The organism is Fuscibacter oryzae (assembly GCF_016765795.1).
Lineage (GTDB): Bacteria > Pseudomonadota > Alphaproteobacteria > Rhodobacterales > Rhodobacteraceae > Fuscibacter > Fuscibacter oryzae.
The window spans coordinates 117,842-143,677 of sequence record NZ_JAESVP010000001.1 but is presented as its reverse complement, the minus strand read 5'-3'; the positions used below and the strand labels follow the sequence as shown (position 1 = coordinate 143,677).

The 25,836-nt window shown below is 63.0% G+C and carries 22 protein-coding genes; 15 read left to right on the top strand and 7 right to left on the bottom strand.

The features are described 5' to 3' along the window. Window positions 1-108: 108 nt before the first annotated feature. Window positions 109-1,074, bottom strand: coding sequence for a GlxA family transcriptional regulator (locus JI744_RS00665; protein WP_202657304.1), 966 nt, complete (start codon window positions 1,072-1,074; stop codon window positions 109-111). 73 nt (window positions 1,075-1,147) lie between these two features. Between JI744_RS00665 and JI744_RS00660 the strand changes: the two genes are divergently transcribed. The 8 genes from JI744_RS00660 to JI744_RS00625 all read left to right on the top strand — a co-directional run bounded on the left by JI744_RS00660 (window position 1,148) and on the right by JI744_RS00625 (window position 10,163). After that, a complete protein-coding gene (locus JI744_RS00660; protein WP_202657303.1) occupies window positions 1,148-2,062 on the top strand; it encodes a BKACE family enzyme in 915 nt (304 codons plus the stop codon). A 7-nt stretch (window positions 2,063-2,069) separates the two neighbouring features. Beyond that, the gene (locus JI744_RS00655; RefSeq protein ID WP_202657302.1) at window positions 2,070-2,408 is read left to right on the top strand and encodes a hypothetical protein; all 339 of its coding nucleotides are present in this window, start codon (window positions 2,070-2,072) and stop codon (window positions 2,406-2,408) included. 42 nt (window positions 2,409-2,450) lie between these two features. Further along, the gene (locus JI744_RS00650; protein ID WP_202657301.1) at window positions 2,451-3,926 is read left to right on the top strand and encodes a carnitine 3-dehydrogenase; all 1,476 of its coding nucleotides are present in this window, start codon (window positions 2,451-2,453) and stop codon (window positions 3,924-3,926) included. Window positions 3,927-3,929: 3 nt separating this feature from the next. Beyond that, entirely contained in the window at window positions 3,930-5,093 is a 1,164-nt protein-coding gene (locus tag JI744_RS00645) for an acyl-CoA dehydrogenase family protein (protein WP_202657300.1), read from the top strand. Between the two features lie 130 nt (window positions 5,094-5,223). Further along, the gene (locus tag JI744_RS00640; RefSeq protein WP_202657291.1) at window positions 5,224-7,215 is read left to right on the top strand and encodes an acetate--CoA ligase family protein; all 1,992 of its coding nucleotides are present in this window, start codon (window positions 5,224-5,226) and stop codon (window positions 7,213-7,215) included. 1 nt (window position 7,216) lies between these two features. After that, complete coding sequence (locus tag JI744_RS00635) at window positions 7,217-8,017, top strand: carnitinyl-CoA dehydratase (protein ID WP_236019185.1); 801 nt, start codon at window positions 7,217-7,219, stop codon at window positions 8,015-8,017. Between the two features lie 40 nt (window positions 8,018-8,057). Then, entirely contained in the window at window positions 8,058-8,459 is a 402-nt protein-coding gene (locus JI744_RS00630; protein ID WP_202657289.1) for a rhodanese-like domain-containing protein, read from the top strand. Between the two features lie 84 nt (window positions 8,460-8,543). Then, entirely contained in the window at window positions 8,544-10,163 is a 1,620-nt protein-coding gene (locus JI744_RS00625) for a GMC family oxidoreductase (protein WP_202657287.1), read from the top strand. Between the two features lie 197 nt (window positions 10,164-10,360). Here the strand turns inward: JI744_RS00625 and betC are convergent, their stop codons facing one another. Continuing rightward, window positions 10,361-11,869, bottom strand: a complete 1,509-nt coding sequence (gene betC / locus JI744_RS00620; protein ID WP_202657285.1) for a choline-sulfatase — start codon at window positions 11,867-11,869, stop codon at window positions 10,361-10,363. Window positions 11,870-12,253: 384 nt separating this feature from the next. On the opposite strand from betC, the gene JI744_RS00615 reads away from it, so the two are divergent. The 6 genes from JI744_RS00615 to JI744_RS00590 all read left to right on the top strand — a co-directional run bounded on the left by JI744_RS00615 (window position 12,254) and on the right by JI744_RS00590 (window position 20,279). After that, window positions 12,254-14,281, top strand: coding sequence for a CocE/NonD family hydrolase (locus tag JI744_RS00615; protein ID WP_236019184.1), 2,028 nt, complete (start codon window positions 12,254-12,256; stop codon window positions 14,279-14,281). 101 nt (window positions 14,282-14,382) lie between these two features. Continuing rightward, a complete protein-coding gene (locus JI744_RS00610; RefSeq protein WP_202657283.1) occupies window positions 14,383-15,972 on the top strand; it encodes an ABC transporter substrate-binding protein in 1,590 nt (529 codons plus the stop codon). A gap of 10 nt (window positions 15,973-15,982) precedes the next feature. Next, window positions 15,983-16,939, top strand: coding sequence for an ABC transporter permease (locus JI744_RS00605; RefSeq protein ID WP_202657281.1), 957 nt, complete (start codon window positions 15,983-15,985; stop codon window positions 16,937-16,939). Then, window positions 16,936-17,751, top strand: a complete 816-nt coding sequence (locus JI744_RS00600; protein WP_202657279.1) for an ABC transporter permease — start codon at window positions 16,936-16,938, stop codon at window positions 17,749-17,751. Before JI744_RS00605 ends, JI744_RS00600 begins: the two co-directional genes overlap by 4 nt. After that, the gene (locus tag JI744_RS00595) at window positions 17,744-19,378 is read left to right on the top strand and encodes an ABC transporter ATP-binding protein (RefSeq protein ID WP_202657277.1); all 1,635 of its coding nucleotides are present in this window, start codon (window positions 17,744-17,746) and stop codon (window positions 19,376-19,378) included. Before JI744_RS00600 ends, JI744_RS00595 begins: the two co-directional genes overlap by 8 nt. Before the next feature lie 58 nt (window positions 19,379-19,436). Next, the gene (locus JI744_RS00590) at window positions 19,437-20,279 is read left to right on the top strand and encodes an alkaline phosphatase family protein (protein WP_202657268.1); all 843 of its coding nucleotides are present in this window, start codon (window positions 19,437-19,439) and stop codon (window positions 20,277-20,279) included. Between the two features lie 53 nt (window positions 20,280-20,332). Here JI744_RS00590 and JI744_RS00585 read toward each other — a convergent pair whose 3' ends face one another. Both JI744_RS00585 and JI744_RS00580 read right to left on the bottom strand, forming a co-directional pair. After that, window positions 20,333-21,079, bottom strand: a complete 747-nt coding sequence (locus JI744_RS00585) for a class II aldolase and adducin N-terminal domain-containing protein (protein ID WP_202657266.1) — start codon at window positions 21,077-21,079, stop codon at window positions 20,333-20,335. Continuing rightward, complete coding sequence (locus tag JI744_RS00580) at window positions 21,076-22,005, bottom strand: alpha/beta hydrolase (RefSeq protein ID WP_328756620.1); 930 nt, start codon at window positions 22,003-22,005, stop codon at window positions 21,076-21,078. The genes JI744_RS00585 and JI744_RS00580 overlap by 4 nt, the downstream gene beginning before the upstream one ends. A 31-nt stretch (window positions 22,006-22,036) precedes the next feature. Here JI744_RS00580 and JI744_RS00575 point away from each other — a divergent pair, with 31 nt between their 5' ends. Then, window positions 22,037-22,603, top strand: a complete 567-nt coding sequence (locus JI744_RS00575; RefSeq protein ID WP_202657264.1) for a hypothetical protein — start codon at window positions 22,037-22,039, stop codon at window positions 22,601-22,603. 396 nt (window positions 22,604-22,999) lie between these two features. Here JI744_RS00575 and recR read toward each other — a convergent pair whose 3' ends face one another. From recR to JI744_RS00560, 3 genes are all read right to left on the bottom strand, one after another. Continuing rightward, complete coding sequence (recR, locus tag JI744_RS00570; protein ID WP_202657262.1) at window positions 23,000-23,596, bottom strand: recombination mediator RecR; 597 nt, start codon at window positions 23,594-23,596, stop codon at window positions 23,000-23,002. After that, complete coding sequence (locus JI744_RS00565; RefSeq protein ID WP_202657260.1) at window positions 23,597-23,941, bottom strand: YbaB/EbfC family nucleoid-associated protein; 345 nt, start codon at window positions 23,939-23,941, stop codon at window positions 23,597-23,599. A gap of 65 nt (window positions 23,942-24,006) precedes the next feature. Next, window positions 24,007-25,749: a DNA polymerase III subunit gamma/tau gene (locus tag JI744_RS00560; RefSeq protein WP_202657258.1), complete on the bottom strand. Its 1,743-nt coding sequence runs from the start codon at window positions 25,747-25,749 to the stop codon at window positions 24,007-24,009. Between the last annotated feature and the right edge of the window lie 87 nt (window positions 25,750-25,836).

Below are 25,836 nucleotides of genomic sequence, written 5' to 3'. Positions count from 1 at the left end.
TCACCCCCGAGGATATTTGTGAACAGATGAAAAGCAAAACGGCCTTCATCATCTGTTCATAAATATCCCACGGGGGTGCGGGGGTGTGAAACCCCCGCTGCCAACGTTTCAGGCGCGCAGGTGCCGGGGGGGATGGCCAAAGGCCCGCGTAAAGGCGCGTGACAGGGTGGAGGGCGAGGAGAACCCGGTGCGCAGGGCCACTTCGGCAAGGGGGTGGCGGGTGTCGGTGATCATGCGCCGCGCGGCTTGCAGGCGCAGGGTCAGCGCATAGGCGGCGGGCGATATGCCGAGGTTATCCTGGAACAATTGTTCCAGCCTGCGGGGCGACAGGCCGAGGGCGGCGGCGGTTTCGGGCGTGGTTTCGGGGGTATCCAGCATCGCATCCATGCGGGCGACGGCGGTGGCGACGCGCGGGTCGAGGTGGGGGCTGGGGTTCTTGCGGCGCAGTTGCGGCTCATGCCCATCACGCGGGGTGGTCAGAAAGCTGCCTGCCACTTGCAATGCCAGTGCCGGGCTATGGCGAGAGCGGATCAGGTGCAGCATCATATCGGTGGCAGGCGCGGCGCCCCCGGCGGTAAAGCGATTACGGTCAATCACATAGCGGTCTGGCAGCGCGTCGATGCCCGGATGGGCGGCGGCGAAATCCTCGTGATCCTCCCAATGGCAGGTGGCGCGGTAGCCATCCAGCAGGCCTGCCCGCGCCAGAACCCAGGGGCCTGCGTCAATCCCGCCCAAGGCGCGGAACCGCCCCGACATGCGCGACAGGTCGCGGATCAGCGGCGCGGTCGCCATTTCCGATTGGCGGAAGCCTGCGATGACCACCAGCGCATCGGCCCCCTCGGCCGCCTGCAACGGGCCGTTCGAGGGCAGTTCGATTCCGCAGGTCAGCGGCACGGCGCGGCCATCGGGCGAGACCACGCGCCAGCGATAGGTTTCCTGTCCCAGATGGCGGTTAGCGGCGCGCAGGGGGTCAAGGGTCGAGGCGACCTCAAGGATCGAGGCTTGCGGCAGCACCAGCAGCGCCAAGGTCAGCGGTTGCCGCGATGCGGCGAAGATCGTTGCGTGATTTGCCATATTTCTTTCGTAAAACGCAAAGCAGACGGCGTAAAGCCCGCTAATCTGCCCACAACGAACAGGAGTCGCCCCGATGCCCCTTACCATGAACCGCGAAGTCTTCATCACCGCCGCCATCACCGGCTCGGGTGGCACGCAGGACCGCAGCCCGCATGTGCCGCGCAGCCCCGAACAGATTGCCAATTCCGCCATCGACGCCGCCAAGGCGGGGGCTGCCATCGTCCATTGCCATGTGCGTGACCCGGAAACCGGCAAGCCCTCGCGCGAGTTGGCGCTGTATCGTGAAGTGACCGAGCGTATCCGCGATTCGGGCACCGATGTGGTGTTGAACCTGACCGCAGGGATGGGCGGCGACCTTCTGTTCGACGGCACCGAGGCGATGAACCGCATGGGGCCGAAGTCGGACATGGCGGGGGCCGAGGAGCGCGTGGTCCATGTGGTGGAATGCCGGCCCGAGATCTGCACGCTCGACTGCGGCACGATGAACTTTAACGAAGCCGATTATGTGATGGTCAACACGCCGGGTATGCTGCGTGACATGGCCAAGCGCATGGTGGCATCGGGCACGCGGATTGAAATTGAGGCGTTTGACACCGGCCATCTGTGGTTGGCCAAGTCGCTGGCCGAGGAGGGTATCATCCCCGACCCGGTTCTGGTGCAGTTGTGCATGGGCGTTCCGTGGGGCGCGCCGGATGACCTGAACACCTTCATGGCGATGGTGAACAATGTGCCGAAGCACTGGTTCTGGTCGGCCTTTGCGCTGGGCCGTCACCAGATGCCCTATGTCGCGGCGGCGGTGCTGGGCGGCGGCAATGTGCGCGTCGGGTTGGAGGACAACCTGTGGCTGGACAAGGGCGTTCTGGCCACCAACGCGCAACTGGTGGAGCGGGCTGTGACGATCATCAGCAATCTGGGCGCGCGGGTGATCACGCCCGCCGAGGTGCGCGCCAAGCTGAAGCTGGAAAAGCGGGCGCCGTTGGGGAAGTGAGATGGGCATGAGATCCGTCCAAATCATTGCCGCGGCCTTTCTGCTGGCATCTTGCGTCGATGAATATGATCGCCCGCCGCATACGGCTGAGGAAAAGGCTTTAGCAACAAGCTGTCAGGCGGAGGGTGGACAGTTTTCTCGTACTGGCCTGTACGCGCAGATGGCTTACTGCAAGAAGCCCGAGCGCCCCGCACGCGATGCCGGAAAGTCCTGCTCCGACGGCTCTCAATGCGAAGCTGGCGAATGCCTTGCGAAAGGCGGAACTTGCGCGCCGATTGTGAACCACTGGTACTGCGAACCTGTCCTTGAAAAGGGGCAAGAGGTTGCTGTGGCGTGCGCAGACTGAGCCAGTCACCGATTAATCGAACTTCTATCAAATGAGTGAAAAATGACGCGCAAGGCAACAATCATCGGGGGCGGGGTTATCGGCGGCGGTTGGGCTGCGCGGTTCCTGCTCAATGGCTGGGATGTGGCGGTGTTCGACCCCGATCCGCAGGCCGAGCGCAAGATCAACGAGGTTCTGGCCAATGCCCGCCGTGCGCTACCGTCGCTGTCCGACGTGCCGATGCCGCCCGAGGGCAAGCTGACCTTTGCCGACACCATGGCCGAGGCGGTGGAAGGATCTGAATACGTTCAGGAATCCGTGTCGGAACGGATCGAGCTGAAGCACAAGGTCTATGCCCAGTTGCAGCAGGCCAATCCGGGCATTCTGATCGGCTCTTCGACCAGCGGTTTCAAGGCGTCTGACCTGCAACAGGGCAGCCCCGCGCCGGAAAACATCATCGTCGCGCATCCGTTCAACCCGGTTTATCTGCTGCCCCTGTCGGAAGTGTCGGGCAGCCCGAAGAACACGGCCGAAACGGTGGAAAAGACCGTGCAGATCATGAAGGACATCGGGATGTTCCCGCTGGTGATCCGGCATGAGATTGACGCCTTCCTTGGCAACCGCTTCCTTGAAGCCGTCTGGCGCGAGGCGCTGTGGATGCTGAAAGACGGCGTTGCCACCACCGAGGAAATCGACGAGTCGATCCGCATGGGCTTTGGCCTGCGCTGGGGCCAGATGGGCCTGTTCGAGACCTACCGGATTGCCGGGGGCGAGGCCGGGATGCGGCACTTCATGGCGCAATTCGGCCCGGCGCTGAAATGGCCCTGGACCAAGCTGATGGATGTACCCGAGTTCAACGATGAGCTGGTTGATCTGGTCGCCAACCAGTCCGACGCGCAATCCGGCATGTATGGCATTCGCGAGCTGGAGCGTATCCGCGACCAGAACCTCGTGGGCTTTCTGCGGTCGCTGAAAGACAGCAACTGGGGCGCGGGCAAGGTGCTGCGCGAACATGACGAACGCCGCCGCGATGCCTGGCAGGCCAGCCTGCCCGCGATTGCCAGCGGCCCCTCTGCCGACCCCCTGGTGATGGCGCATCTGCAAGTGCTGCCGGGCTGGATCGACTATAACGGCCACATGACCGAAAGCCGCTATTTGTTCGCCGCGTCAGAGACTTGCGATGCGTTCCTGCGGTTGATCGGCGCGGATATGGATTATGTCGCGGGCGGCCACAGCTATTACACCGCTGAATCCCACATCATGCATCTGGACGAGGCCAAGCTGGGTGACCGGCTGACGGGTACGGTGCAGGTTCTGGGCCATGACGAAAAGCGCCTGCACCTGTTCTTCCGCATCATGAAGGGCGATGTGGCGGTGGCGACGGTCGAACAGATGTTGCTGCATGTCGATATGAAGGCCGGCAAGGCCGTGGCGGCACCGGCGAAAATCCTGAACATCGTCGGTCCGATTGCCGAGGCGCACAAGGGTTTGGAAAAGCCCGCTGCGGTGGGCCGGTATGTCGGTCAGCGGAAGGGGTAAGCCATGGATTTCGGGCTGAACGAAGAACAGTCGATGATCGTCGAGGCGACCCGCGCCTTTGTGGAAAACGAACTTTATCCGCATGAGGCGATGGTAGAACGCACCGGCCATGTGCCGATGGAGCTGATCCGCGAGATTCAGAAAAAGGCTATGGCGGCAGGCCTTTACGCGGCGAACATGCCGGTAGAGGTTGGCGGTGCGGGTCTGGATACCCTGTCCTGGCTGCTTTACGAAAAGGAACTTGGGCGGGCGAATTACGCACTGCACTGGACGACCGTGGCACGCCCGTCGAACATCCTTCTGGCTGGCAACGCCGAACAGCGCGAGCAGTATCTGATGCCTTGTATCCGGGGCGAAACCTGGGACTGTCTGGCGATGACCGAGCCGGGCGCGGGCAGCGACCTGCGGGGCATGAAGGCCAGCGCGCGGCAGGATAGCGATGACTGGGTGCTGAACGGCACCAAGCATTTCATCAGCCACGCCGATCTGGCTGGCTTCGCCATCGTCTTCGTGGCGACCGGCGAGGAAGACACCCCGCGCGGGCCGAAGAAAAAGATTACCGCGTTCTTTGTGGACAAGGGCACCCCCGGCTTTACCGTGCGCGACGGGTATCGCAACGTCAGCCACCGCGGCTATACCAACTGCATCCTGGAATTCGATGATTGCCGCGTGAACAAGCGCCAGATTCTGGGAGAGGTTCACAAGGGGTTCGAGGTGGCCAACAGCTGGCTGGGCGCCACCCGCCTGCAAGTCGCCTCGACTTGCCTTGGCCGGGCCGAACGCGCCATGGGCCATGCGCTGGAATATGCAGCCCAACGCAAACAATTCGGCCAGCAGATCGGCAAGTTCCAGGGCATTTCCTTCAAACTGGCCGACATGGCGATGGAGTTGAAGGCGGCGGAACTGCTGACCCGTGAGGCGGCGTGGAAGTACGATCAAGGCACCGTGACCGAGGCCGACATGTCGATGGCCAAGCTGAAGGCGACCGAGGTTCTGGCCCATATCGCGGATGAGGCGATCCAGATTCATGGCGGTATGGGTTTGATGGACGAACTGCCCTTGGAACGCATCTGGCGCGATGCCCGCGTGGAACGCATCTGGGAAGGCACCAGTGAAATTCAGCGCCACATCATCAGCCGCGAATTGCTGCGGCCTTTGGGGGCGTAACCCCTCACCCTGACCCTCTCCCACAAGGGGAGAGGGAATGCGCCCCCTTTAGCCATGGGCACCACGTTTCCCACCTCGCCACCCTCTCCATTCGAGAGGGCAGGGTGAGGGGGCACCGACAGGACAGAATATGAAGAATCTCGACCGCCTTCTCCGCCCCCGCCACATCGCCGTTCTGGGCGCGGGCTGGGCGCTGAACGTCATCGAACAATGCGCCAAGATGGGGTTTGCCGGGCAGGTCTGGCCGGTCCACCCTTCCAAGCCCGAGATTGGGGGGCTGCGGGCCTATGCCAGCCTTGCCGACCTGCCAGAGCCGCCGGATGCCGTGTTCATCGGCGTGAACCGCTTTGCCACCGTCGATGTGGTGCGCGAACTGGCGGCGATGGGGGCGGGCGGGGCGATCTGTTTTGCCAGTGGTTGGACCGAGGCGGGCGCACCGGAATTGCAGGCGCAACTGGTTGCGGCGGCGGGTGATATGCCCATTCTGGGGCCGAACTGCTATGGCGTGATCAACTATCTGGACGGGGCGCTGCTGTGGCCCGACCAGCATGGCGGCATCCGCGTGCCGAAAGGTGTGGCGCTGGTCAGCCAGTCGTCGAACATCGTGATCAACATGGGGATGCAGCAGCGCGCCCTGCCGGTGGCCTATGTGGCCTGCCTTGGCAATGCCGCCGTGGTGGGGCTGGCCGATCTGACCGGGGCGCTGCTGGATGACCCGCGTGTGACGGCTGTGGGTCTGTATATCGAGGGGATTGACGATGCCCCCGCCTTTGCCGCTTTGGCAGAAAAGGCCCGTGCGATGGGCAAGGGGATTGTGGCGATAAAATCGGGCAAGACCGAACTGTCGCGCACGGCGGCGGCCAGCCATACCGCCAGCCTTGCCGGGGGCGGCGCAGCCTCCAGCGCCTTCCTGCGCCAGATCGGAGTGGCAGAGGTCAACACGCCATCGGAGCTGATCGAAACACTGAAAATCCTTCACGTCCATGGGCCGGGCCTTGGCAAGCGCATCTGCTCGCTGTCCTGCTCGGGCGGCGAGGCGGGGTTGGTGGCCGATCTTGCAGCCCCCTTTGGCATCGAATTTCCCCCCGTGCCGCAGGCCACCCATGACCGGCTGTTTGCCGTGCTGGGGGAAATCCCCACCATCTCCAACCCGTTGGACTATCACACCTTCATCTGGGGTGACGGGCCGAAAACCACCGAGGTTTTTACCGCCATGCTCGATGCCTATGACGCCGCCATCTATATCATCGACAGCCCGCGCCCTGACCGCTGCGACCCCTCAGGCTATCAGCCCGCTTTCGATGCCATCGTGTCGGCGCAAAAGACCACCGGCAAGATTGCCCTTCCCGTTGCCTCGATGGCCGAAAACTTTGGTGAGGCGCGGGCGGCGGCGATGATGGAGCAGGGGGTCTGCACGCTGATGGGCCTTGAAACTGCGCTGGCGGCGATCAAGGCGGCGCAGACCGTGCCGGGTGTTGATGGCTGGCGGCCTGCCCGCGCCTTGCCGCCGCGCGAAACCCGGATGTTGACCGAGGCCGAGGGCAAGGCCCTGCTGGCCGCTGAAGGGGTGCCGGTGCCGCGCGCGGTGACCGGGGCGACTTTGGCTGAGGTGCAGGAAAAGGCCCATGGCCTGACCGCACCTATCGCCCTGAAAGGGCTGGGTTTTGCCCACAAGACCGAGGCGGGGGCGGTGCGGCTGGGGTTGCAAACCCTTGACGGCCAAGCCGAAATACCCGGCGCCACCGGCTATCTGGCCGAAGAGATGGTAACCGGTATCGTCGGCGAAATCCTGCTGGGCCTGCGCCGTGACCCGGTTTACGGCGTGACGCTGACCCTTGGCATGGGCGGTGTTACGGCCGAGGTTTTGGCCGATACGGTCACGCTGGTTCTGCCCGCAACCAAGGCCCAAGTGCTTGAGGCGATGGGGAAACTGCGCCTTTGGCCGCTGCTCGATGGCTATCGCGGCAGGTCCCGCGCCGATATGGGCGCGGTGGCCGATATTGCCCTGCGCCTTGGTGCGCGGATGCTGGACGATGACTCCTTGGAAGAAATTGAAATCAACCCCATCCTCGCGCGCCAACAGGGTGCCGTGGCGGTGGATGCCCTGATCAGGAAGGTGTGACATGGCTATGGAAATGCGAACCGAAGGCCCGGTGAAAACCCGCCGCGAAGGCGCCATTCTGGAGGTGACGCTGGACGCGCCCAAGGCCAATGCGATCAGCCTGAAGACCAGCCGCGTGATGGGGCAGGTGTTCCGCGACTTCCGCGATGATGACTCGCTTCGCATCTGCATCGTCCGCTCGGCTGGCGAGAAATTCTTTTGCCCCGGCTGGGACTTGAAGGCGGCGGCAGAGGGCGATGCGGTCGATGGTGACTATGGCGTAGGCGGCTTTGGCGGCTTGCAGGAACTGCCCAACCTGAACAAGCCGGTCATCGCTGCCGTGCAAGGCATCTGCTGCGGCGGGGGCCTTGAACTGGCGATTTCGGCCGATCTGATCATGTGTTCCACCACGGCCACCTTTGCGCTGCCGGAAATCCGCAGCGGCACCGTGGCCGATGCCGCCAGTATCAAGCTGCCCAAGCGCATTCCCTATCACGTCGCCATGGACCTGTTGCTGACGGGCCGCTGGTTTGACGCGGAAGAGGCGTTCCGCTGGGGGCTGATCAAGGAAATCTGTGCGCCGGAAGACCTGATGGAGAAAACCTGGGCGCTGGCCCGCCTGCTGGAATCCGGCCCGCCGCTGGTTTACGCCGCCATCAAGGAAGTGGTGCGCGAGGCGGAAAACATGCGGTTCCAGGATGCGCTGAACCGGGTGTCGAAACGTCTGATGCCAACGGTGGACCGGCTTTATTCCAGCGAGGATCAACTGGAAGGCGCCAAGGCTTTCGCCGAAAAGCGCGACCCGGTCTGGAAGGGGCGTTGATCGCCATGGGCGCATCCGCCATCCTGATCGGGGGTGCGCCATGGTGACATTGAAGATGACTGCGGCGGCCATGGTCGCCGCCGCCCGACAGCGGATCGAGGAAATCGGGACAGCGGAGGCGATTGCTCTGCTGGATGACCCTTCGGTCCTGTTCGTCGATCTGCGCGACCCGCGAGAGCGAGAGCGGGGCGGCATGATCCCCGGCAACTTCCACTGCCCGCGTGGCATGCTGGAGTTCTGGATTGACCCGGAAAGCCCCTATTTCAAAGAGATTTTCGGACAGGATCGGCGCTTCGTCTTTTACTGTGCCTCTGGCTGGCGTTCGGCCTTGGCGGTGGCGACCTTGCAGGACATGGGATTTCAGGCCGCCCATCTGCGCGACGGCTTTTCCGGCTGGGCCGAGGCGGGTGGGCCGGTTGCCCTGCCCGCGCCCAAGCACTGACCGAAGGCGACATTTCCTGTCGGAAAACTTGCAGGCCCGCCGCGCGCGACGCTTTAGTTTGCTTTGATCAAACCGGGGTGCCGCATGAGTGACGAGACCGATTACATCATCGTAGGCGCGGGTTCGGCGGGCTGCGTGCTGGCCAACCGCTTGACAGAATCCGGCAAACACCGCGTCACGGTGCTGGAGGCGGGCGGAACCGACATGCGGTTTTATGTCCAGTTGCCCTTGGGTTACGGCAAGCTGTTCTACAACCCTGCAGTGAACTGGCTTTACAAAACCCAACCTGACCCCGGTCTGGCGGGCCAGCAGGATCATATTCCGCGCGGCAAGGTTCTGGGCGGGTCGTCTTCAATCAATGCCATGGTATATATTCGCGGCCAGAAGGTTGATTTTGACGACTGGAAAGCCGCGGGCAACCCCGGCTGGGGTTGGGATGAGGTTCTGGCTGCTTATAAGGCGATGGAAGACAATGAGGCGGGCGCCGATGAATGGCGCGGTCAGGGCGGGCCGCTGTTTGTCAGCAAAAACCGCAAGGGCCTGCATTGGCTGGTTGAAGATTACATCGCCGCCTGCGGCGAGGCCGGTCTGCCCTGGAACCCCGATTTCAACGGCGCGACGCAGGAAGGGGCGGGCACCTATCAGATGACCATCAAGGGGCGGCGGCGCAATTCGGCGGCGCGGGCGTTCCTGCATCCTGCGATGAAGCGGCCCAACCTGCGGGTGATCACCAAGGCGCAGGTTTTGCGGGTGGTTTTCGAAGGCAACCGGGCCGTTGGGGTGGAATATTTGCAGGACGGCCAGCGCAAGGTGCTGCGCGCCAAGGCCGAGGTGATCCTGTCAGCGGGCGCCATCGGTTCGCCGCAGCTGTTGCAGGTGTCGGGTGTAGGCGAGGGGGCGTTGTTGCAGCGCCTTGGCATTCCGGTTCTGCGCGAAAACGCCAATGTCGGCGCGCATTACACCGACCATCACGGGCTGAACTATACCTGGCGGATGAAGGTGCCGACTTATAACGGCATCCTGCGGCCGTGGTGGGGCAAGGCATTTGTCGGACTGCAATATTTGCTGACCGGCGGTGGCCCCCTGTCAAAGTCGATCAACCACGGCGGCGGGTTCTTCAAGACGCGGCCAGAGCACGACCGGCCGAACATGCAGCTTTACATGCAGGCGTTTTCGACCCTGTTGCCAAGGGCGGGCGAACGCCCCCTGCTGACGCCAGATCCGTTCCCGGGCCTGTCGCTGGGACTGTCGAACTGCCGCCCCACCAGCCGGGGGCATGTCAGGATCTCCTCGGCCGATGCGCGGGTGCATCCCGAGATCACTGCCAATGCCTATTCGACGCCCGAGGATGTCGAGGAAATGCTGCTGGCGGTGAAGTTCTTGCGCAGGGTCATGGCCCAGCCCGCCATGGCGCGCTGGGTCGAGGGCGAATTGCGCCCCGGCCCGGAAGTGCAATCGGATGATGACCTGATCGCTGATTTCCGCGCTCGGTCAGGAACGGTCTATCACCAGTCCTGCACCTGCCGGATGGGGCCGGATGCGGCGACCTCGGTCATCGACGCCCGGTTGCGGGTGCATGGGCTGGAGGGGCTGCGGGTGATTGATGCCGCATCTTTCCCGAACCTGATCGCGGGCAACACCAATGCGCCGTCGATGATGGTGGGGTGGAAGGGGGCCGAGATGGTGCTGGCCGACGCGCGCTAGGGGCGCCGTCCTTCGCGGGCATCGAGCCCGCACGGCCGGGCGGACCTTTGGCCCGCGGCGACCTGTTTGATGGCGCATGGGTTGATGCGTTGCTGCCTCCGGCGGGAGTATTTGGTGAAGGGCAAATGGCTTGCCCTTCTGGAAATACTCCGGGGGGTGAGGCCCGGATGGGCCGAGGGGGGCAGCGCCCCCTTCTGTCACTCGCCGCGCGGGAAGCGTTTGTTTTCTTCCAGCACGTTCAGATCCATATGGTTGCGCATATAGCGTTCGGATGCGGCGCGCAGGGGTTGGTAATCCCACGGGAAATAGGCGCCGTTGCGCAGGGCCTCGTAAACTACCCAACGACGGGCCTGTGATTGGCGCACTTCGGCGTCATAGGCTGGCAAATCCCAGCGGGCATCGGCCATGGTGCGGAACAGGGCAAGGGTTTCGGCATGGGCCGGATCGGCGGCGAGGTTAGTTTCCTCCTCGGGGTCATTCGCGGTGTTGAACAGAACCTCGGGGTCGGCCATGCAGCGGATGTATTTCCACGGGCCTTCGCGCAGGCAGACCATGGGGGTGATGCTGCCTTCGGCGGCATATTCCATCGCCACGGGGCTGGTGCGCGGTGTCCCTTTTGCAAGGGGGACAAGGCTTTCCCCATCGGTCCAAGGCATGACCTCGGCCATCGAGATGCCCGCGAGGTCACACAGGGTTGGCGTTACATCGATGGTTGAGACCGGGGTTTCGACCAGACCCGGCGTCAGGCCGGGAGCGGCGACCATCAGCGGCACGCGGGCCGCGCCTTCAAAGAAGTTCATCTTGAACCACAGACCCTTGCGGCCCAGCATCTCGCCATGGTCGGAGACGAAAAGGATGATCGCCTCTTGGCGCGTCGCCTCCAGCACTTGCAGGATTTCGCCAATCTTGTCATCGACATAGGAGATATTGGCGAAATAGCCTTGGCGGGCACGGCGGATATGGTCGTGGGTCACGTCCAGCCCGCGCCAGTCGCAGGCGTCCATCAGGCGCTGCGAATGGGGGTCCATGTCGTCATAGGCCAGAGCTGGGGGCGGCTCCAGTTCGGGGATGCCTTCATACAGATCCCAGTATTTGCGGCGCGCGACAAAGGGGTCATGCGGGTGGGTAAAGCTGGCGGTCAGGCACCAGGGCCGGGCATCCATGCCGCGCGACAGATCGTAGAGTTTCTGCACCGTTTGGTGGCAGACGTCATCGTCATATTCCAGCTGATTGGTGATTTCGGCCACGCCCGCGCCGGTGACCGAGCCGAGGTTGTGATACCACCAGTCGATCCGCTCACCCGGTTTGCGATAATCGGGGGTCCAGCCGAAATCGGCGGGGTAGATGTCGGTGGTCAGGCGTTCTTCAAACCCGTGCATCTGGTCGGGGCCGACGAAATGCATCTTGCCCGAAAGCGCTGTGAAATAGCCCGCGCGGCGCAGGTGGTGGGCATAGGTCGGGATGTCGGACGTGAACTCGGCCGCGTTGTCGTAGACCCGCGTCCGCCGCGGCAGTTGACCCGACATGAAGGCGGCGCGGGCGGGCGCGCACAGCGGCGAGGGGGTGTAGGCATTGGCATAGCGGACCGAGCGCGCGGCCAGTTTGCGCAGGTTCGGCGCATGCAGGAAATCGGCCGGGCCATCGGCAAACAGCGTGCCGGTCAACTGGTCAACCATCAGGATCAGAATGTTAGGGCGTTGCGTCATCGGAGGGCACCTTTTTTGTTGGCATCACCATAGGCAAACCCGGTCGGACGGGCGAGGGCCTGCGGCGACGTTTTCTGCGCCCGATGCGTAATCGGTGCCTTTCGCCCCCGATTTCGATGGCGGATCTTCACGCGATTCAGGGGCGGGCCTTCGCCCGTGGTGAGCCGAAAACCGCAGTAGTTGATTCGACGATTTAAATGGTCGTTTTTCTTGAAATTCCAACCGTTTGACGAACGTAGCCCTCTGCCCGTCCGAGGGCGGCGGCAAGCAGGGGAAAAGCGTGGCATGTGGGCGGGTATATGTCGTATTGCACTGTAGAGTGCCGTTTTCGAGCAAGGCGAAAGGGCGTTCCCGGTGCCCAATCGGCAGAAATCCGGGGAAAAGATGACGATAGTGACAGACCAGAAGAGGGCCGTTCTGGACCTGCCGGATATGGGCATTGTGATGGCCGACGGCTGTAGGCTTTCCGCGCGAGTCTGGTTGCCGGCCGATGCCGGGACACACCCGGTTCCCGCCGTGCTGGAATACATTCCTTATCGCAAGCGGGACGGAACCCTGCCACGCGACGAAATGATGCACCCCTATGTCGCGGGCCACGGCTATGCCTGCGTTCGGGTGGACATGCGCGGCAATGGCGACAGCGACGGTCTGATGACCGACGAATATACCGAACAGGAACTGTCGGACGCCTGTGAGGTGATTGCCTGGCTGGCGGCCCAGCCGTGGTGCAGCGGCACCGTGGGGATGATGGGCAAAAGCTGGGGCGGCTTTAACTGCCTGCAAACCGCCTTTTTGCAGCCGCCGGCGCTGAAGGCGGTAATTTCGGTCTGCTCGACCACCGACCGGTTTGCCGATGATATCCACTGGAAGGGCGGTTGCCTGTTGGGTGAGAATTTCGGCTGGGGCGCGGTTATGCTGTCTTATTCCAGCCGCCCGCCGGACCCGGCGCTGCGCGATGACTGGCGCGAGGTCTGGCTGAACCGGCTGGAGGCAGAGCCTTGGCTGGCCCCGCGCTGGGCTGCGCATCAGGCGCGCGATGCCTATTGGAAACATGGCTCGGTCTGCGAAGACTATGGCCGCATGACGGTGCCGGTCTTGTCGTTCAGCGGCTGGGCCGACAATTACATGAACACCTCGGATGCGCTGGTGCGCAATTGCGCTGGCCCGGCGCAGGCGATCATCGGGCCTTGGGTGCATCAGTACCCGCACACCGCTGTGCCGGGACCACAGGTCGGGTTTTTGCAACTGGCGGTGCGCTGGTGGGACCGCTGGCTGAAGGGCATCGACAACGGGGCAGAGGATGACCCGGCCTATCGCGCCTATATGATCCATTCCGCCCCGCCGGATGCCAGTGCGAAACACCGCGCAGGGCATTGGGTGGCCGAGGCGGAATGGCCCAGCCCGCGCGTGCGGCGCGAGGTGCTGCATCTGGCGGCGGACGGGGGGCTGTCTGCCCCCCGCACCCCCCGAGGATATTTGAGCCAAGATGAAAGCCGCTTTCGGGCTGTGATTGCGACGCCGCAGCATCTGGGGATGTATACGGGTGAGTTTTTCCCGATGGGGCTGAACGCCGAAATGCCGGGCGATCAGGCGGGCGATGATGCGCTGTCGGTCTGTTTTGACGGGGCGCCGCTGGAGGCTCCGCTGGACCTGCTGGGTGCGGCGCGGCTGGTGCTGCGGCTGTCTTCGGACAAGCCCTTGGGCTTTGTGGTGGCGCGGCTGAATGATGTAGCGCCCGATGGCAGTTCGGTGCGGATTGCCCATGGCATGGTGAACCTGTGCCACCGTGACAGTCGCGAGGCGCCCCAGCCGATGATGCCGGGGGCAGAGGTTGAGGTGGCGTTCGACATTGACCAGATGGCCTATCGTCTTGCGCCGGGGCACCGGCTGCGGTTGGCCTTGTCGAACAGTTATTGGCCCTTTGTATGGCCGTCGCCCGAGGCCGGGGCCTTGACGGTTACGGCGGGGCGGCTGAACCTGCCGGTTCATCAGGGCAGCGAGGGGGAATGGCAGCCGCCGCAGCCCGAAATGGCACCTGCGTGGAAGCATAAGGTGCTGCGCCCCGGCAAGACCACGCGGCGGATCGAGACCGATCTGATCAGCGGCAAGGTTGCGCTGCTGATCAACGATGATCTGGGTGATGCCGAAAACCTGAGCCACGGCCTGATCACCGGCGAGACGATGAGCGAGCTGTGGGAGGTGCATCCCGACGATCCGCTGGCCGCCCGTGCGGTGCATATCTGGGAACAGCGCCTGTCGCGCGGCGACTGGTCGGTGCGGACCCGTGCCGAGGCCGAAATGACCGGCACCGCCACCCATTTGCGCATGACCGCCCGGCTGACCGCATGGGAGGGTGAGCGCGTGGTTTTTGACAGGAACTTTGACGACGAGGTGTCGCGCCTTTTTGTCTAAGCCCCGGCCGATCCAGATTCCGCTTTGCGGATGGGAAGAATCGGGTTCTACTTTTTGAAAATAAACAAAATCGCCAAATGGCGGCTGACAGGGAGAAGACAATGAGTGAACAGTTCGACCGCATCGTCATGCAGATGCGCCAGGGCGGCATGACCCGCCGCGAGTTCGTGGGCCGTGCAACGGCGCTGGGTGTCTCGACCGCGCTGGCTTCGGCCATCTTCACCAAGGGCGCGCGCGCCGAAGAGGCCAAAAAGGGCGGCGTGATCCGCGTTGGCATGTCGGGTGGCGAATCCACCAACAGCCTTGACCCGGCGCTGGCAGCTTCGGAAGTGCCATTCCAGGTCAACATGACCTGGGGCGAAATGCTGACCGATGTGAAGCCCGACGGCACGCTGGACATGCGGATTGCCGAAGAGGTCTCCTCGACCCCGGACGCTTCGGAGTGGAAGTTCAAGATCCGCAAGGGCGTTGAATATCACAACGGCGCCACCGTGACGGCAGAGGATGTGGTGGCCACGCTGAAGCGCCATACTGATGAAAAGTCGCAGTCGGGTGCGCTGGGCGTTGTCAAAGGCATCGCAGAGATGAAGGCCGAAGGCGACATGGTGACGCTGAAGCTGTCCGAGGCGAATGCTGACTTGCCCTATCTGATGGCCGATTATCACCTCATCATCCAGCCCGGCGGCGGTGTGGACAATCCGACCGCAGCCATCGGGGCCGGCCCCTACAAGGTGAATGTCAACGAACCGGGCGTGCGCCACACCTTCACCAAGCATGCCAACTATTTCGACAGCACCATGGGCCATGCCGATGAGGTCGAAATTCTGGTGATCAACGACAACACCGCCCGGACTGCCGCGCTGCAATCGGGTCAGGTTCACATGATCAACCGGGTTGACCCCAAGATCGTGGAGTTGCTGAAAGGTGTGCCGGGCGTATCGATCAAGGCCGTTGCGGGCCGTGGGCATTACGTCTTCATCATGCATTGCGACAAGGCACCCTTCGACAACAACGATGTTCGCATGGCGCTGAAGCTGGCGATCAACCGTGACGAGATGGTGCAGAAAATTCTGGGCGGTCTGGGCTCGGTCGGCAATGACTTCCCGATCAACTCTGCCTATCCGCTGTTTGATGATTCGATCCCGCAGCGTACCTTCGATGCCGCCAAGGCGGGCGAATTGTACAAGAAGTCGGGCCATGACGGCAGCCCGATCATCCTGCGCACCGCCCCCGGTGCCTTCCCCGGCGCGGTAGAGGCGGCGCAACTGTTCGCGGCGTCAGCCCAGTCGGCAGGCATCCCGTTGGAAGTGAAGCTGGAGCCCGATGACGGCTATTGGTCGAACGTCTGGAATGTCGAACCCTTCTGCGCGAGCTATTGGGGCGGACGCCCGGTGCAGGACCAGATGTATTCCACGGCCTATCTGTCCACCGCCGAATGGAACGACACCAAGTTCAAGAACGCCAAGTTCGACGAACTGCTGCTGGCAGCCCGTGGCGAGCTGGATGCCGCCAAGCGCAAGTCGGAATACAGCGAAATGGCCAATATCCTGCGCGATGAGGGTGGTCTGATCCTGCCGATGTTCAACGACTTCGTGTCGGGTGTCAGCGACACCATCGGTGGCTGGCAGGATGATCCGAATGGCGAGTTGATGAACGGCCGTGCGCAGGTGCGTTGCTGGCTGAATTCGTAAGGACCACAAGGTGCATCCTGTTCTGAAACTGGTTGCCCAGCGCATTGCGCTGGGCCTCCTCCTCCTTCTTGCGGTTTCGGCCGTGATTTTTCTGGGGGTTGAGGCGCTGCCCGGCGATACGGCGCAGGCCATTCTTGGCCAGTCGGCCACGCCGCAGGCACTGGCCAATCTTCGCGAGAAGATGGGTCTGGATCAGCCGGCGATGGTCCGGTATTTTCACTGGCTCGGCGGCATTCTGACCGGCGATCTGGGCAAAGCGCTGACAAATGGACAGGACATCGCGCAGGCGATTGGCCAGCGCCTTGGCAATACGCTGTTTCTGGCCGCCTGCGCGGGGGCGATTTCCGTTCCGCTGGCGATTTTGCTGGGTCTGGTTGCCGCGCGCTATAACGGGCGCTGGCCAGACAAGCTGATTTCGGGCATCACGCTTTCGACCATTTCGCTGCCCGAGTTCGTGGCGGCCTATTTCGTGATCTATCTGCTGACCCAGTTGATCCCTATCTTCAATCCGGTGGCCATGGTCTTTCCGGGCATGGGGTTCTGGGAAAAACTTCATGCCGTGGCGCTGCCAGTCATCGTGCTGGTGCTGGTTGTGCTGGCCCATATGATGCGGATGACGCGCGCCGCCATTCTGAACGTCATGCAGTCGGCCTATATCGAAACGGCAGAGCTGAAGGGCCTGTCACCGATGCAGGTGATCTGGCGCCACGCTTTCCCCAATGCCATCGCACCCATCGTTTCAGTCGTGGTGCTGAACCTGGCCTATCTGGTGGTGGGCGTCGTCGTTGTCGAGGTTGTGTTCGGCTATAACGCGCTGGGGCAATTTCTGGTGGATCATGTGGCCAAGCGCGACCTGCCGGTGGTGCAGGCCGTGGGGGTGATCTTCGCCGGCGTCTACATTTCGCTCAACATCCTTGCCGACGTGATCGCCATCGTCGCCAACCCGCGTCTGAGGCACCCAAGATGAAAATGCCGCTTTCCGCCCTGATCGGGCTGGTTCTGACCGGGCTGTTCCTGTTCGTGGCGATCTTCGCCCAGTTTCTTGCGCCCTATCCGATTGATTCCGCCGTGGGTGGGGTCTGGGAATCACCCTCCTCGACCTATCTTCTTGGCACTGACACCATTGGCCGCGATATCCTGTCGCGTCTGATCTATGGGGCGCAGGTCACGATTTTCGTGGCTGCCGCATCGTCGATCCTTGCCTTTTCGCTGGGGGCTATTCTGGGCTTTGTGGCGGCAACGAAGGGGGGCTGGGTCGATCAGGTGCTGTCGCGGCTGGTCGATCTGGTCATGGCCATCCCGTCGCTGATCATCGCTCTGGTGGTGCTGTCAGTGCTGCCGTTGAACCTGACGGTACTGATCCTGGTGATGGGCGTGCTGGATGCCACGCGCGTCTTTCGCCTGTCGCGTGCCGTCGCCGTCGACATCACCGTGATGGATTATGTCGAGGCCGCGCGCCTGCGCGGCGAGGGCGGTGGCTGGATCATCTTTAGGGAAATCCTGCCCAACGCGCTTTCGCCGCTGGTTGCCGAATTCGGCCTGCGCTTCATCTTTGCAGTGCTGTTTATCTCTACCCTCTCGTTCCTCGGACTGGGTATCCAGCCACCGCTGACCGATTGGGGCGGGATGGTCAAGGAAAACAAGGATGCGCTGGTCTATGGCAAATCCGCCGCCCTGATGCCCGCAATGGCGATTGCCGCGCTGGCCATCTCTGTCAACCTAGTGGCCGACTGGATCCTGTCGCGCACCACCAGCCTGAAAGGAGGCCGCGGTGCCTGAACCCCTGTTGGATATCCGCAACCTGCGGATTGAGGCGACCTCTTACCCGCCCGGCGAACCGCCGCGCCATGTGGTGCTGGTTGATGACGTTTCGGTTTCGGTTGAAAAGGGCAAGGTGCTTGGCCTGATCGGCGAAAGCGGCGCGGGAAAATCGACCATCGGCCTGTCGGCCATGGCCTATGGCCGGGGCGGCGTGCGGCTGACGGGCGGGCAGATCCTGCTGAACGGGCGCGACATCCGAGAGGCGCCGGTCGGGGCCTTGCGCAATCTGCGGGGCAAAGAGGTGACCTATGTTGCCCAATCGGCCGCCGCCGCCTTCAACCCGGCGCGCAAGTTGATGGAGCAGGTGATCGAAACCTCGCTTGCCCATGGCGTGATGCCCAAGGCCGAGGCCGAAGCACGGGCACGCAGTCTGTTTGCTCAGCTTGGTCTGCCCAACCCCGACACCTTCGGCGACCGCTATCCGCATCAGGTTTCGGGCGGGCAGTTGCAGCGCGCGATGACGGCAATGGCGCTGTGCCCCAAGCCCGACCTTGTGATTTTTGACGAGCCTACCACCGCTCTCGATGTGACGACGCAGATTGATGTTCTGGCGGCGATCAAGCGGGCGATCCATGAAACCGGGGTCGCGGCGCTTTATATCACCCATGACCTTGCCGTCGTGGCGCAGGTGGCCGACGATATTCTGGTGCTGCGCCACGGTAAAAAGGTGGAATACGGCAGCACCGACCACATCATCAACCGCCCCGAGCAAACCTATACCCAGGCGCTTGTCTCGGTCAGGTCAATCGACCATGTGGAAAAGACAGCGGCGAAACCTGTGCTGACGGTTTCCAATGTGACTGCCCGCTATCGTGGCACCCATTTCGATGTGCTGAAGAATGTCTCGGTCGATGTTGCGCCGGGGCAAACCCTTGCCATCGTGGGGGAAAGCGGATCGGGCAAATCCACCCTTGCCCGCGCGATCACAGGCCTTTTGCCGCCGACCTCGGGCCGCATCACCTTTGCCGGGCGCGACCTGTCACGCGATCTGGCGGGACGAACCAAGGACGACCTGCGCGAATTGCAGATGATCTACCAGATGGCCGATGTGGCGATGAATCCGCGCCAGACCGTCGGCACCATCATCGGCCGCCCGTTGGAGTTTTACTTTGGCCTGAAGGGCGAGGAAAAGCGCAAGCGAATTCAAGAGCTTCTTGACCAGATCGAAATGGGCAAAGGCTATGAGAATCGCTATCCCGCCGAACTGTCGGGCGGGCAAAAGCAGCGTGTCTGCATCGCTCGCGCGCTTGCGGCAAAGCCCAAGCTGATCATCTGTGATGAGGTGACCTCGGCTCTTGACCCGCTGGTGGCGGATGGCATCCTCAAGCTGCTCTTGGAATTGCAGGCCCAGCAGCAGGTGGCCTATCTCTTCATCACCCACGATCTGGCAACGGTCAAAGCCATCGCTGACAAGATCGCTGTGATGTACAAGGGAGAGGTCCGCCGCTATGGCAGCAAAACCGATGTGCTGACCCCGCCGTTTGATGATTACACCGATCTCCTGCTCTCTTCGGTGCCCGAAATGCGCCTTGGCTGGCTGGAAGAGGTGCTGGCCCATCGCAAGATGGAAAGCGCCGGAAACTGACATCATCTGTTCATAAATATCCCCGCCGGAGGCGCACGGCGGGGCTGGGAGATACCGCATGCCGAATGGGCGCAAACTGCTGCTGATCATCCTTGACGGGGTGCCCTATGCCAACTGGCGGCGGCTGTTCGGCAATCTGGAAGGATGGGTCGCCCATGGCGACGCACGGGTGTGGCGGATGCGGGCGGTGCTGCCGTCAACCTCTGCCTGCTGCTATGCCTCGATCCACACTGGGGTTCCACCGCAGGTTCACAAGATCTGGGATAATGCGAGCATCCGGCGGCTGGAATTTCCCGATATTTTCAGCGAGGCGACCAAGGCCGGCCTGAAAACCGGGGCGGTGACGCATTCCTATTGGTCCGAATTCTTCAACCGCGCGCCTTTCGATGTGGTGCGTGATATTGAATATGACGAACCACAAGGCCCGATCACCCATGGGCGGTTTCACACCATGCACGGCTATGGCCATGTGAACCAGATGACCCCCGCCGATTACGACCTGTTCGGCACGCTGACCCGGCTGGCCGAGGTGAAGGGCATCGACTACGGCATCCTGCATACCTGCACGCTGGACAGCATGGGCCACCGTTTCTATCACGATTGCGAAGAGATGGACGACGCGTGCTTCAAGATGGATGCCACGCTGGCGCCGTTCATCGACCGCTGGCGGATGGCGGGGTATGAGGTGATCGTCACCGCCGATCACGGGCAGGACGTCCGCGGCCATCACGGTGGGACGACCGAGGCGCAGCGCGACTTTGCCTTCTATTACTTCGGCGATGCCGAGATGCCGGGGCCGGATGTGGTGCTGGACCAGCTTGCGCTGGCCCCGTCGATATTGACGCGGCTGGGGGTGGCGGTGCCGGATAGCATGAAAGCCGCGCCCTTCATGGTGGCGTAAGACGCGGGGGCCTGCCCCCGCACCCCCGGAGTATTTTTGCCAAGAGGAAGGGATCAGGCGGCGTAGTCTGACCCTTTGACATCCAGCAGCGCCTTGATCTCGCGCAGGTGGGCGTTGGCAAAGCCCGGATAGGCCTCCCATTCTTGGGCGGTTTTTTCGGCCACGGCATCGGGCAGCAGGCGCAACTTTTGCCCGGTTTGCAGGGCGCGGATATAGGTTTCGGCGGCGCGCTCGAAGTAATACAGCCGGTTGAAGGTTTCGGCGACGGTCTGGCCGATGATCAGCACGCCATGGTTGCCCATGATCATCGTCGTCACCTTGGGGTCGGCCAGCATATGCACGCAGCGTGCGGCCTCTTCTTCAAACGCCATGCCGCCGTAATGATCATCGACCACATGGCGGCCAAAAAACATCGCGGTGTTCTGGTCAATCGCGGGCAGGTGGCTGTCGGCCAGGCTGGCCAGCACGGTGGCGTGGATCGAATGGACATGCATCACGCAGCGGGCATGGGGCAGGGCGCGGTGGATGCTGCCATGCAGGCCCCAGGCGGTCGGGTCGGGGGCATCGGGGCGGTCCATCGTGGCGGGGTCGTTCGCGTCCAGTTCCAGCAGATCGCTGGCCTTGATGCGGCTGAAATGGCGGCCGTTGGGGTTGATCAGAAAGCGAGAGCCGTCGTCGTTCACCGCCAGCGAGAAGTGGTTTGCCACAGCCTCGTGCATGTTCAGATGCGCCGTCCATTGGAAGGCGGCGGCCATATCGACGCGCTCGGCCAGATGGGTCAGGTTGGTGTGGGCGTTCATTTGGTCTCTCCTTGGGGCCACTGGCCTTTGGCCATGGCAGACAGGGCATCGACGATGCGGGTGAAGCTGGCGGCGGCGCGCGGCACGGTGTGGCGCGCGCGCAGATAGGCATGGACAAGGCCCGCCTCCTCGACCCAGAGGGCACAGCCCCCGGCGGCGGTTATCTTTGCGGCATAATCGCGGGCGTCATCGGCCAAGGGGTCACATTGCGCCGAAATCGCCAAGGTGGGCGGCAGGTCAGAAAAATCCGTGTCCTGCAAGGGGCTTACGGTGGCATCGCCTTGCGGGGATGGGGCGCCGTGGCGGATGTTCTTGTAAAACAGCACATCGTCGCGGGTCAGCATCGGCGCATGGGCATGCGTTAGATAGCTGCCCTTGTCGCTATCCCCACCTAGGCCCGGATAAGCCAGAACCTGCCCCAGAATTTTCACAGCCGTCCGGCGCAGGGCGTGGGCCACTGCGGCGCAGAGGTTGCCGCCCGCGCTGTCCCCGCACAAGAGGATCGGCCCGTCGGCCCCCACTGCGCGCGCCACCGCGATGCAATCGTCGAAGGCGGCGGGGTGCAGGTGTTCGGGCGAAAGCCGGTAATCGGCGCAGACCACGCCAAGGCCGGTTCGCACCCGGATTTCGGCGCAGATGTCATCATGGCTTTCCAGACCGCCGACTACAAACCCCCCGCCATGCAGATACAGCACCATCGGCCCCGGCCCGTCAAAGACACGGCAGGGCACACCGGCAATGGCCCTATCCTCGGCGACAACACCTGCCGGATAGCCGCGATGAAAGGCGCGGCACATCCGGTCATAGATCGCGCGCTGCTGGGCTATGGTCAGGGTGGCGGTATCGGGCGGATATTCCGCATCGGTCGCCTTGATGAAGGCCCAGGTCGGCTCGTCGATCATATTGCGATAGTCGGTCTGGCTCACGCTGGTCTCCTGCCGAGGCTTGGGGTTAATCTTGTCGCCGCAACAGATCGTTTCTTGTTTGAATACGGCAGAAATGCCGGGAAGCGTCCTTAGTTTTGCCATTCGCGGCCTGCAGCCTGCGATAGGGCAAGAATTCGAGGTCGCTATGCAGATCCTTCGTGGGCTAGAGCAGGAAAGTTCATCACCAGTCGGCTTTGGTTTGCATGTTTTGCTTGTTGCGGCGCAGAGCGCGGATCACACAATCGCGCATCGTCTGGCCGGGTTGGGCGGCATCATCGAGCGGCAAGATGAACTTTATTCCGCGCTGGATGCCATCATCGAATCGCCGCGCGACTATGGTCTGGTGGTGATCGATTGCGACAGCTTCGGCGGCTTGGAGCGGGGGCAGCGCGCCGTCGGTCTGCTGGGAGAGGCGGTCGGCAAGGTGCCGGTCATTCTGGTCAGCCGCGAATGCGCCCACCAGCAATTTCCGCAGGACCGGGCGATGGCCACGGTGCTGCGCGCACCCCTTTCGGCGGTGGCGATGCGGGTCGGGTTTGAGCATGCGTTGCGCGACCGCATGGCACTGCGTGAGTATGAACCGCAACGTCAGGTCTGATCTCGGGTTTCGATCACATGATCAGGTTTGGCGATCTTGTCGCCGCTGGCCTGACGTGGGTTGCAGATCAGCCTGCGCGGCAATCTTGCAATAATTCGATCAATTTGATCCAGATCTCTGATCAGACTTTCTGGGCTGCCAGCCGATGTTCGGCGTTATGGCGCGGGAAATAGGCCAGCAACATCACGAAAACGGCAGCTGTAAGGCCAGTTCCGCTCCAGATTGCAAGGGCTGCAAGGGCGGTGGCCCCGCAAAAAACGGCGATTGTCGCCGCTACGAAGCCAAATATGCCACCCAAGATTACGGATACCACGGCCATCGCAAAACCCCTTGTCTTTGGGGTATTTGGGCGCAGGATTCGGGCGCAACTGTGGCGCAGTTGCGGTGAGGTTGCGCCTATAACCGGCGTCGGGCACGCAGCGCGGCACCAATTGTGCCATCATCCAAGTAGTCCAGCTCGCCGCCGATCGGCACGCCTTGCGCCAGAGAGCTGATCTGGACCGTCGTCTCGGTCAGGGCATCGGCGATGTAATGTGCGGTGGTCTGGCCATCGACCGTGGCATTCAGCGCCATGATCACCTCGCAGATGCCCTCATCCGCGACACGCCGCACAAGGCGCGGAATGCCCAGTTCGTCCGGTCCCAGCCCGTCCAGCGCCGAAAGGGTGCCGCCCAGAACATGATAGCGCCCCTTGAAGGCGCCGGTCCGCTCCATCGCCCACAGGTCGGCAACGTCTTCCACCACGCAAATCTCGCCGGTGGCGCGGTCGGGGTCGGCGCAGATCGGGCAGATATCGGCGGTGCCGATATTGCCGCAAACCGTGCAATCGCGTGCGTTCAGGGCCACGGTCGCCATGGCCTGCGCCAAGGGGGCCATCAACTGCCCGCGACGCTTCAAAAGCGCCAGAACCGCACGGCGGGCCGAACGGGGGCCAAGCCCCGGCAGCCGCGCCATCAGTTCGATCAGCGCTTCGATCTCGCGGGTGTTGTCCATTCAGAACGGCAGCGGCATGTTCGACGGCAGGCCAAGCGCCTCGGTCAGCTTGCGCATCTCTTCGATGTTACGCTCTTGCCCGCGCGATTGGGCATCCTTGATCGCGGCAAGGATCAGGTCTTCCAGCACTTCCTTTTCGGTCGGCACCAGAATGGAGGCGTCGATGTCGAGGCCCGTCACCTCGCCCTTGGCCGTGGCGCGGGCCTTGACCAGACCGGCCCCGCTTTCGCCGATCACGACGGTGCGGGCCAGTTGCTCTTGCAAATCGGCCATCTTGCCCTGCATTTCGGTGGCGGCCTTCATCATCTTGGCCATGTCGCCAAGATTGCCCAACCCTTTCAGCATCTCGTCACTCCTTTGAAATCTGGCGTCTAGATAGGCATCGCCCGCGGTTTGGGCAATATTCGCCGCTAGCCGTCCTCGAACGGATCCCATTCATCTTCCACCTCGGGCAGCGCCTCGGCGGCGGCTTCGGCAACCAGTTGTTCCGGGGTGCGGATTTGGGTGATCCGCGCGCCGGGGAACGCCGTCAGCGCGGCCTGCACCAGCGGGTTCTGCATCGCCTCGGCGCGGGCCTCGTCTTGTTCGCGCTCACGCTCTTCGGCAATTGTCGGCTGGCCGCCAGACCCTACGACCGAGACACCCCAACGTTGCCCGGTCCAGCCCTGCAAGCGCTGTGACAGGCGGGCGGCAAGGTCCGCCGGAGCATTGGGCGCAGGTTCAAACTCGATCCGGCCGGGGGCGAAATGCACCAGACGGACGCCGGTTTCGACCTCCATCAAAAGCTTCATATCGCGCTTGTCGCGGATCACCTCGGCCAGTTGGGCAAAGCTGGCGATCAGGGGCACAGCGCCATGGGCCAGCGCGGGGGCGGCGGCCTGCATGGTCGGGCCGCGCATCGGCGCCATGGGTGCGCGCATAACCGCGCCATGCACGGTGGTGCCACCGCCGCCCGCGGGCGCGCCGCCGGTTGGGCCAGGCGGGCGCGGGTCGGTCGTCAGCTTGCGGATCAGAGTTTCGGGGTCGGGCAGGTCGGCGACATGGGTCAGCCGGATCACCGCCATTTCGGCGGCCATCATCGCATTGGGGGCCAGTGCCACCTCTTCAATCGCCTTCAGCAGCATCTGCCACATCCGGCTAAGCGACCGCACCGGCAGCCGCGCCGCCATGTCCTGCCCGCGCATCCGTTCGGCGGGCGGCACGGTGGGGTCTTCCGCCGCCTCTGGCGTGATCTTCAGCACCGAAATCCAATGCGTGATCTCGGCCAGATCACGCAGCACGGCCATCGGGTCGGCCCCGTCGGAATATTGCCCCGACAGTTCCGACAGCGCCGCCGCCGCCTCTCCGTGCATGATCAGGTCGAACAGGTCCATCACGCGGCCCCGGTCGGCCAGCCCCAGCATGGCGCGGACCTGAACGGCGCTGGTTTCGCCCTGACCATGTGAAATCGCCTGATCAAGCAGCGAGGTCGCATCGCGCGCCGACCCTTCCGCCCCGCGGGTGATCAGGGCCAGCGCATCGTCGGAAATCTGCGCATTTTCCGCCGTGGCGATCTTTTGCAGCAGGGCAATCATGACCTCTGGCTCGATCCGCTTCAGATCAAACCGCTGGCAGCGCGACAGGACGGTGACCGGAACCTTGCGGATCTCGGTGGTGGCAAAGATGAATTTCACATGGGCGGGCGGTTCCTCCAGCGTCTTCAACAGGGCGTTGAAGGCGGCGGTCGACAGCATGTGAACTTCGTCGATGATATACACTTTGAACCGGGCCGATGCGGCGCGATAGTGAACGGAATCAATGATTTCCCGAATGTCGCCCACGCCAGTTCTGCTGGCGGCGTCCATCTCCATCACATCGACATGGCGGCCCTCGGCAATCGCGCGGCAGGGTTCGCATTGGCCACAGGGTTCGGTTGTCGGGCCGCCCGTGCCATCGGGGCCAACACAGTTCAGCCCCTTGGCGATGATGCGGGCGGTGGTGGTTTTCCCCGTGCCCCGGATGCCCGTCATGATGAAGGCATGCGCAATGCGGTCGGCCGCGAAGGCGTTTTTCAGGGTCCGCACCATCGCCTCTTGCCCCACCAGATCGGCGAAAGTTTCGGGGCGATATTTGCGGGCAAGAACCTGATAGCCTTGCTCGGGATGGTCTTGCATCTTGCCTCGCGGGATTCGTATTCAGGCCAAGGTAAGGTGCCGGGGCGGCGGCGTAAACCGCCCTGCAAAAGGATGGGCGGAATGGCT

What these genes read in the sequence shown, in the direction of transcription:
- JI744_RS00665 (WP_202657304.1), bottom strand. Translation starts at nt 1,074, where the DNA reads ATGGCAAATCACGCAACGATCTTCGCCGCATCGCGGCAACCGCTGACC.
- JI744_RS00660 (WP_202657303.1), top strand. Translation starts at nt 1,148, where the DNA reads ATGCCCCTTACCATGAACCGCGAAGTCTTCATCACCGCCGCCATCACC.
- JI744_RS00655 (WP_202657302.1), top strand. Translation starts at nt 2,070, where the DNA reads ATGAGATCCGTCCAAATCATTGCCGCGGCCTTTCTGCTGGCATCTTGC.
- JI744_RS00650 (WP_202657301.1), top strand. Translation starts at nt 2,451, where the DNA reads ATGACGCGCAAGGCAACAATCATCGGGGGCGGGGTTATCGGCGGCGGT.
- JI744_RS00645 (WP_202657300.1), top strand. Translation starts at nt 3,930, where the DNA reads ATGGATTTCGGGCTGAACGAAGAACAGTCGATGATCGTCGAGGCGACC.
- JI744_RS00640 (WP_202657291.1), top strand. Translation starts at nt 5,224, where the DNA reads ATGAAGAATCTCGACCGCCTTCTCCGCCCCCGCCACATCGCCGTTCTG.
- JI744_RS00635 (WP_236019185.1), top strand. Translation starts at nt 7,217, where the DNA reads ATGGCTATGGAAATGCGAACCGAAGGCCCGGTGAAAACCCGCCGCGAA.
- JI744_RS00630 (WP_202657289.1), top strand. Translation starts at nt 8,058, where the DNA reads ATGGTGACATTGAAGATGACTGCGGCGGCCATGGTCGCCGCCGCCCGA.
- JI744_RS00625 (WP_202657287.1), top strand. Translation starts at nt 8,544, where the DNA reads ATGAGTGACGAGACCGATTACATCATCGTAGGCGCGGGTTCGGCGGGC.
- betC (WP_202657285.1), bottom strand. Translation starts at nt 11,869, where the DNA reads ATGACGCAACGCCCTAACATTCTGATCCTGATGGTTGACCAGTTGACC.
- JI744_RS00615 (WP_236019184.1), top strand. Translation starts at nt 12,254, where the DNA reads ATGACGATAGTGACAGACCAGAAGAGGGCCGTTCTGGACCTGCCGGAT.
- JI744_RS00610 (WP_202657283.1), top strand. Translation starts at nt 14,383, where the DNA reads ATGAGTGAACAGTTCGACCGCATCGTCATGCAGATGCGCCAGGGCGGC.
- JI744_RS00600 (WP_202657279.1), top strand. Translation starts at nt 16,936, where the DNA reads ATGAAAATGCCGCTTTCCGCCCTGATCGGGCTGGTTCTGACCGGGCTG.
- JI744_RS00590 (WP_202657268.1), top strand. Translation starts at nt 19,437, where the DNA reads ATGCCGAATGGGCGCAAACTGCTGCTGATCATCCTTGACGGGGTGCCC.
- JI744_RS00585 (WP_202657266.1), bottom strand. Translation starts at nt 21,079, where the DNA reads ATGAACGCCCACACCAACCTGACCCATCTGGCCGAGCGCGTCGATATG.
- recR (WP_202657262.1), bottom strand. Translation starts at nt 23,596, where the DNA reads ATGGACAACACCCGCGAGATCGAAGCGCTGATCGAACTGATGGCGCGG.
- JI744_RS00565 (WP_202657260.1), bottom strand. Translation starts at nt 23,941, where the DNA reads ATGCTGAAAGGGTTGGGCAATCTTGGCGACATGGCCAAGATGATGAAG.
- JI744_RS00560 (WP_202657258.1), bottom strand. Translation starts at nt 25,749, where the DNA reads ATGCAAGACCATCCCGAGCAAGGCTATCAGGTTCTTGCCCGCAAATAT.